The sequence below is a fragment of the Paraburkholderia sp. BR10141 genome, from assembly GCF_056155635.1.
The window spans coordinates 289,613-296,529 of sequence record NZ_JBMIQH010000007.1; the positions used below are offsets into that span (position 1 = coordinate 289,613).

7 protein-coding genes and 1 tRNA gene are annotated in these 6,917 nt (G+C 64.8%); 5 read left to right on the forward strand and 3 right to left on the reverse strand.

What is annotated here, in order from left to right:
* Positions 1-36 precede the first annotated feature (36 nt).
* Together rdgB and rph are read right to left on the reverse strand one after the other, a co-directional pair.
* Positions 37-684, reverse strand: coding sequence for an RdgB/HAM1 family non-canonical purine NTP pyrophosphatase (rdgB, locus tag ACOJB8_RS13175; RefSeq protein WP_475012818.1), 648 nt, complete (start codon positions 682-684; stop codon positions 37-39).
* Positions 677-1,417 (reverse strand): ribonuclease PH, encoded by a 741-nt coding sequence (gene rph / locus ACOJB8_RS13180; RefSeq protein WP_342948546.1) that lies wholly within the window; start codon positions 1,415-1,417, stop codon positions 677-679. Before rph ends, rdgB begins: the two co-directional genes overlap by 8 nt.
* A gap of 292 nt (positions 1,418-1,709) precedes the next feature.
* Here rph and ACOJB8_RS13185 point away from each other — a divergent pair, with 292 nt between their 5' ends.
* The 5 genes from ACOJB8_RS13185 to ACOJB8_RS13205 all read left to right on the forward strand — a co-directional run bounded on the left by ACOJB8_RS13185 (position 1,710) and on the right by ACOJB8_RS13205 (position 6,605).
* The gene (locus ACOJB8_RS13185; RefSeq protein WP_069262677.1) at positions 1,710-2,648 is read left to right on the forward strand and encodes a YicC family protein; all 939 of its coding nucleotides are present in this window, start codon (positions 1,710-1,712) and stop codon (positions 2,646-2,648) included.
* A gap of 14 nt (positions 2,649-2,662) precedes the next feature.
* A complete protein-coding gene (gene gmk, locus ACOJB8_RS13190; RefSeq protein WP_069262947.1) occupies positions 2,663-3,376 on the forward strand; it encodes a guanylate kinase in 714 nt (237 codons plus the stop codon).
* 40 nt (positions 3,377-3,416) lie between these two features.
* The gene (gene rpoZ / locus ACOJB8_RS13195) at positions 3,417-3,620 is read left to right on the forward strand and encodes a DNA-directed RNA polymerase subunit omega (protein WP_006400783.1); all 204 of its coding nucleotides are present in this window, start codon (positions 3,417-3,419) and stop codon (positions 3,618-3,620) included.
* A gap of 90 nt (positions 3,621-3,710) precedes the next feature.
* Positions 3,711-6,077: a RelA/SpoT family protein gene (locus ACOJB8_RS13200; RefSeq protein ID WP_342948547.1), complete on the forward strand. Its 2,367-nt coding sequence runs from the start codon at positions 3,711-3,713 to the stop codon at positions 6,075-6,077.
* 48 nt (positions 6,078-6,125) lie between these two features.
* Positions 6,126-6,605: a phage protein NinX family protein gene (locus ACOJB8_RS13205; protein ID WP_342948548.1), complete on the forward strand. Its 480-nt coding sequence runs from the start codon at positions 6,126-6,128 to the stop codon at positions 6,603-6,605.
* Positions 6,606-6,692: 87 nt separating this feature from the next.
* On the opposite strand, the gene ACOJB8_RS13210 is transcribed toward ACOJB8_RS13205, so the two are convergent.
* Positions 6,693-6,769: transfer RNA gene (locus tag ACOJB8_RS13210), tRNA-Arg, on the reverse strand.
* Between the last annotated feature and the right edge of the window lie 148 nt (positions 6,770-6,917).

The window sequence follows — 6,917 nt, forward strand, 5'->3', positions numbered from 1 at the left end:
ACTGGACCACTTCGATGCCGATTCGATGCTGCTGGCTCACGCTTCCTCCTGGAGGCGCGCGAGCAGTTGGCGCAGCGCGATGGCGCGATGGCTCGACGCGTTCTTGAGCGCCGGATCGAGCTCGGCGGCCGTGGCCTCGAGTTCCGGAATGTAGAAGTAAGGGTCGTAGCCGAAGCCGTTGTCGCCGCGCGGTACATCGAGCATTACGCCTTGCCAGCGGCCTTCGGCGATGAGCGGCTCGGGGTCGTCGGCATGGCGCACGAGCGCGAGCACGCAATAGTAGTAACCGCGGCGATCCGCGTGATCTCTCAGGTTCGCGACGAGCAGCGCGTTGTTCGCCGCGTCGCTCTTCTCGCCCCCCGCAAGCTGCGCGTAACGCGCCGAATACACGCCCGGCGCGCCGTGCAGTGCGCGCACGCACAGGCCCGAGTCGTCGGCGAGCGCGGGCAGCCCCGTGAGCTTCGCCGCGTGGCGTGCCTTGGCGAGCGCGTTTTCCACGAAGGTGGGGTGCGGTTCCTCGGCCTCGGGCACGTTGAGTGTGCCTTGCGGCACGAGCTCGATGCCGGCCGCGCCGAGCAGCGCCGCGAACTCGCGCAGCTTGCCTGCGTTGTTCGAAGCGAGCACGACGCGCGAGAGCGCGTCCGCCGCGGTTTTAGCCGCTGAATCCGGCTGCAGATCAGCCATGCGAAATCTCCAGCGCCGCCTTTTGCTTCTCGATCAGCGAGCGGATGCCGCTTTGCGCCAGATCGAGCAGTGCATTCAGTTCTTCTCGCGAGAACGGCGCACCTTCCGCTGTGCCCTGGACTTCGACCATGCCGCCCGAGCCCGTCATGACGATGTTCATGTCGGTGTCACACTGCGAGTCTTCGTCGTAGTCGAGGTCGAGCACGGCCACGCCGTCGTATACGCCCACCGAAATCGCGGCGACGTAGTCGGAGATCGGCGAGCGTTCGATGCGGCCCGTGGCCAGCAGCTTCGAGACGGCGTCGTGGGCCGCCACGAACGCGCCCGTGATGCTCGCCGTGCGCGTGCCGCCATCGGCCTGCAGCACGTCGCAATCGATGTTGATGGTGCGCGCACCCAGCGCTTCGAGGTCGAACACGGCGCGCATCGCGCGGCCGATCAGGCGCTGGATTTCCTGTGTGCGGCCCGTTTGCTTGCCGCGCGCGGCTTCGCGGTCGCTGCGCGTGTGCGTGGCGCGCGGCAGCATGCCGTATTCGGCGGTGAGCCAGCCCTGGCCCTTGTCGCGCAGGAACGGCGGCACGCTTTCGGACACGCTCGCGGTGCACAGCACCTTGGTGTCGCCGAACTCGACGAGGACCGATCCTTCGGCGTACTTCGTGTAGTTGCGGGTGATGCGGACTTCGCGAAGCTGGTCGGCGGCGCGGCCGGAGGGGCGCTGGATGGATTGGGTCATCGTGAAGGTGCGCGAGGGCACGAGAGGGAAGGGGAAAGCGTGATTTTACCGCCTCCGCGCGCCTCGCGACGGGCACGCCCGGAAGGCGGCGGGAGCGCGAAAACGGGGTCGCCCCGGCCAGGCGGACCGCGCAGCCCGCGCTTGCGAAGGCGCGCCCTCAAAAATGGGATAATGCGATTTCTCCGCCCCGCGCTTTTCGTCCATTCGCGACAACACGCCGGGCGCCTCGATTTCCTCGCCGTGACCCGCGCGCCCAGCGCACGACGCCACGGCTTTCTTCGCGAGACGAACCATGATTTACAGCATGACCGGCTATGCCAGCGCCACGCGCGAGCTTGCTGCGGCTTCGGGCACGGGCGGCGCGAGTGTCTCCGTCGAATTGCGCACGGTGAATTCGCGCTTTCTCGATCTGAATTTCCGCATGCCCGAAGACGTGCGCGTGTGCGAGCCCACGCTGCGCGAAATGCTGATGACGAAGCTCTCGCGCGGCAAGGTCGACATCCGCATCAACATCCAGAAGAGCGAGCAGGGCGCCAATGCGGGCGCGCTCAACCGCGATGCGCTCGACCAGCTCGCCGGGCTCGAGCGTGCGGTGCTCGAAGCGTTTCCCGAGTCGGGTCGTCTGCGCACGGGCGAGATCCTGCGTTGGCCCGGCGTGCTGGCGGAAAGCGGCGTGGCGCCCGAGGTGCTGCGCGACGCCGTGCTCGGCTGTGGCAAGCAGGCCATCGCCGACCTGATCGAAGTGCGCGCGCGCGAAGGCGCGCAGCTCGCCAACATGCTGCTCGCGAACGTGACCGAAATGGAGGCGATCGTCGCGCGCATCACGCCGCTCGTGCCGGAGCTGATCGCGAAGCACCAGCAGAAGATCGTCGAGCGCCTGCAGGAAGCGCTCGGCATCGCCGCGCCGGACAGCAACGGCAACGGCGGCAGCATCGGCAACATCTCGCGCGAGGAAATCGCCGAGCGCATTCGCCAGGAAGTGACGATGTATGGCATTCGCATCGACATCGCCGAAGAGCTCTCGCGCCTCACGGCGCACCTGAACGAAACGCGTCACGTGATCGAGAAGGGCGGCCGCGTCGGCAAGCGTCTCGACTTCATGATGCAGGAGCTCAACCGCGAAGCGAACACGCTCGGCTCGAAGGCGGCGGCGAAGGAGCTCGCGGACGCTTCGATGACGCTCAAGCTGCTCATCGAGCAGATGCGCGAGCAGGTCCAGAATCTCGAATGAAGGAAGCAACGAACATGACCGACCAAAGCAGCGCCCCCAAAACGGACGCGAAGCACGACAAGAAGCGCAATCCGTATGCGGGCATGTACCCCGGCAACCTCTTCATGGTGGTGGCGCCGTCGGGTGCGGGCAAGTCGACGCTCGTGAACGCGCTGCTCGCTGAAGACAGCGCGATCCGCCTGTCGGTTTCGTACACGACGCGCGCGCCGCGTTCGAAGGAGCGCGACGGCGAGCACTATCACTTCACGACCGTCGACGACTTCCTCACGCGCCACGCCGCGGGCGAGTTTCTCGAGAGCGCAGAAGTGCATGGCAACTACTACGCCACGTCGCGCGTGTGGATCGAAGACCAGATGAAAATCGGCCATGACGTCCTGCTCGAAATCGACTGGCAAGGCGCGCAGCAAGTGAAGAAGCAGTTCCGCAATGCGGTGGAAATCTTCATCCTGCCGCCCTCGCTCGAAGCGCTCGCCGACCGCCTGAAAAAGCGCGGCGAAGACGAGCCGAACGTCATCACGCGGCGCCTGCTCGCAGCGGGCAGCGAGATCGCGCACGCGAGCGAATCGGAGTATGTCGTGATCAACGAGAACTTCGATCGCGCGTTGCAGGAGCTGCGCAATATCGTGAGTGCTACGCGCCTGCGCTTCGCTTCGCAATACGCGCGGCATACCGAGCTCTTCGTGCAGCTCGGTATCCACCACCCGCAGCCCGGCGCGTCGGGCACATAAGGTAGAATAAGAACCTGCTGAGAATGAGAAGGAACCCGACATGGCCCGCATCACCGTCGAAGATTGTCTGAAACAGATTCCGAACCGCTTCGAACTGGCGCTCGCCGCGACGTATCGCGCCCGCCAGCTCGCACAAGGTCACACGCCCAAGATCGAAAGCCGCGACAAGCCAACCGTTGTCGCGCTGCGCGAGATCGCGGCTGGCCAGGTCGGCCTCGAAATGCTGAAGAAGGTGCCCGTCTAAGGGCGCGTTCCGAGGCATTGTCGATCGCCATGTAGTTCGTACCGCCGCAGCCGCTTAACCGTCAACGCCAAACCTGATACGGAGGGGAACATGAGCATCACGCCCTCGCCGGCCACCGACGTGGACCAGGAAGCCGAGACTGCGAGCCCTGCGCGCAATTACATCGACGCGGTCCTCGAACAGTCGTTTCGACATCTGTTCGGTCCGACCGCGACGCCGGAGCAGCCCCGCAAGCACGGGGTCGTCTCCATCGCCAATCTGACCGCCGCGCTCTCCGGTTACCTCACTCCCGAGGAAATCAAGGAGGTCAAGGCGGCGTTCCACTTCAGCGATGAGGCCCACCTCGGGCAATATCGCCAGAGCGGCGAACCCTATATCACCCATCCCGTCGCCGTCGCGGAAATCTGCGCCGGCTGGAAGCTCGACGCGCAGTCCATCATGGCCGCGCTCCTGCACGACGTGATGGAAGACCAGGGCGTGACCAAGGCGGAACTCGCCGAGCGCTTCGGCGCGAAGGTCGCGGAACTGGTCGATGGCCTGTCGAAACTCGACAAGATGGAGTTTCGCAACCGCGAGGAAGCGCAGGCGGAGAACTTCCGCAAGATGCTCCTCGCGATGGCGCGCGACGTGCGCGTGATTCTGGTGAAGCTCGCCGACCGGCTGCACAACATGCGCACCCTCGGTGCGGTGCCGCCAGAAAAGCGCCGCCGCGTGGCGCGCGAGACCATCGACATCTACGCGCCCATCGCGCACCGTCTCGGTCTGAACAACACCTATCGCGAGCTGCAGGACCTGAGCTTCGCGAACTTCAATCCGAATCGTTACGCCACGCTCGAAAAGGCGGTGAAAGCCGCGCGCGGCAATCGCCGCGAAGTGGTCAGCAAGATTCTGGAAGCGGTGCAGCGCGCAATTGCCGACGCTAAGCTCGACGCCGAAGTCACCGGCCGCGAGAAGACCATCTTCAGCATTTACAAGAAGATGCGCGACAAGCAGTTGTCGTTCTCGCAGGTGCTCGACGTGTACGGTTTTCGCGTCGTGGTCGAATCGGCGCTCGAGTGCTACACCTGCATCGGCGCGCTCCATGCGCTCTACAAACCGGTTCCGGGCAAGTTCAAGGACTACATCGCCATTCCCAAGGTGAACGGCTATCAGTCCCTGCACACCACGCTCGTGGGCCCGTTCGGCGCGCCGATCGAGTTCCAGGTGCGTACGCGCAAGATGCACGAGATCGCCGAAGCCGGCGTGGCGGCGCACTGGCTCTACAAGAACGGCGGCGCCGATCTCAACGACGTGCAAAAGCGCGCGCACCAGTGGCTCAAGTCGCTGCTCGACATCCAGAGCGAGGTGGGCGACTCGAGCGAATTCCTCGAACACGTCAAGATCGACCTGTTCCCGGACGCCGTCTATGTCTTCACGCCGAAGTCCAGGATCATGGCGCTGCCGCGCGGCGCCACAGCGCTCGACTTCGCTTATTCGATCCACAGCGACCTCGGCAACCAGTGCGTGGCCGTGAAGATCAATAACGAGTTGCTGCCGCTGCGTACGGAACTGAAGAGCGGCGACATCGTCGAGGTGATCACGGCGCCGTACTCCAAGCCGAATCCGGCGTGGCTCGGCTTCGTGCGGACCGGCAAGGCGCGTTCGGCGATCCGGCACTACCTGAAGACGATGCGTCTCACGGAGTCGGTGCAGCTGGGCGAGCGGCTCGTCGATCAGGCGCTCAAGGGCTATGGCTACCAGCTTTCGGAGGTCACGCCGGAAGTGTGGGAGAAGCTGGTCCTGTGGACCGGCAACAAGAACCGCCAGGAAATTTTCGCCGACATCGGTCTTGGCCGGCGCGTGGCGGCGGTTATGGCCAAGCGCATCGAAGTGCTGATGAGCGGCCAGGACGCCGACGACGCCGAGCATCACCATCCGCCGCGCGACCCGAATGCGCCGCCGGCGCCGCCTGTCGTCATTACGGGCACCGAGGGCATGTCGGTGCAGCTTTCGGCTTGCTGCCGCCCGATTCCCGGCGACGACATCATGGGCTACATAGGCATCGGCCTCGGCATGGCGATCCATACGACCGACTGCCGCGTGGCACAGCGTATCCACCGGCGCGACCCGGGCCGCTGGATCGACGTGGCGTGGGCGCCGCAGCCGGGGCGTCTGTTCGACGTCGCCGTGAAGGTGCTGGTGAAGAACACCAAGGGCGTGTTCGCGCGCGTGGCGGCCGACATTACGTCGGCAGACGCCAATATCGTGCACATCGCGATGGACGACGATCTGGCACAGGAATCGAACATGTTGCGTTTCGTGATCCAGGTGAGCGATCGCGTGCACCTCGCGAACGTCATGCGCCGCGTGCGCACGAATCCGGACGTGATGCGCATCGCGCGCGAGCGCTCGAGCGACGACGGGCACCATCGCCACGACGGCGGCATGCGCATCGAGCGCGAGCGTGCGGATTATTGATCGGGGCGCGTGCGCCATCTTCCTTCGAACCGAAACGAGGGACTCGCAATGAACGTAGCTGAACTGACCGGCCTCGCACTCGATTACTGGGTGGCACGCAGCCTGCCGGACTTCGTGCGTGAAATCTATTTCACCGACAGCGGCGAGACCGTCGCCGTGCGCGGCAACGACCGCGGGCGCCCGTGGGATGGCCGCTTCATGCCCACCGATTCGTGGGAGGCGGCCGGCGTGGTGCTCGACCGCGCGAGGCGCGTGGAACTGCGCGAAGGCGAGCCGGCTTCTTGTGTGGCCGAGTTCGAGGGTGACTCGCGTGCAGTGCAAGCCTACGGAGAAACCACGCGCGAGGCGCTGCTGCGGGCGTTTGTCGCGAGCCGCTTCGGTGAGACGGTAGGGGAGATGCTGCGTCAGCCCCAGGCATTGCTAGGGATGGGCATGGAGCCGGTGGCGGAGCCCAGTGCGATTGGCGACGTGGAGGACCTGCCGCGTCCCGACGCCCAGATCGGCGATATCGGCGCGCCACCGCGTTAGGCTCCGCTTCTCGCGCGAACCCTGCGCAGCCAATTCAGCAGCTGAAAAGACAAAGGGCCTTTCCATTCGGAAAGGCCCTTTATTTGGTGGCGCGGCTGGCAGGATTCGAACCCACGACCCCTTGGTTCGTAGCCAAGTACTCTATCCAACTGAGCTACAGCCGCACGCTAAAACGATACTACTTACTACAGTATACTGCTTGAAACCCTTCCCGGATCGAACAGACGAGAAACGTTTCGAATAAGTGGCGCGGCTGGCAGGATTCGAACCCACGACCCCTTGGTTCGTAGCCAAGTACTCTATCCAAGTACT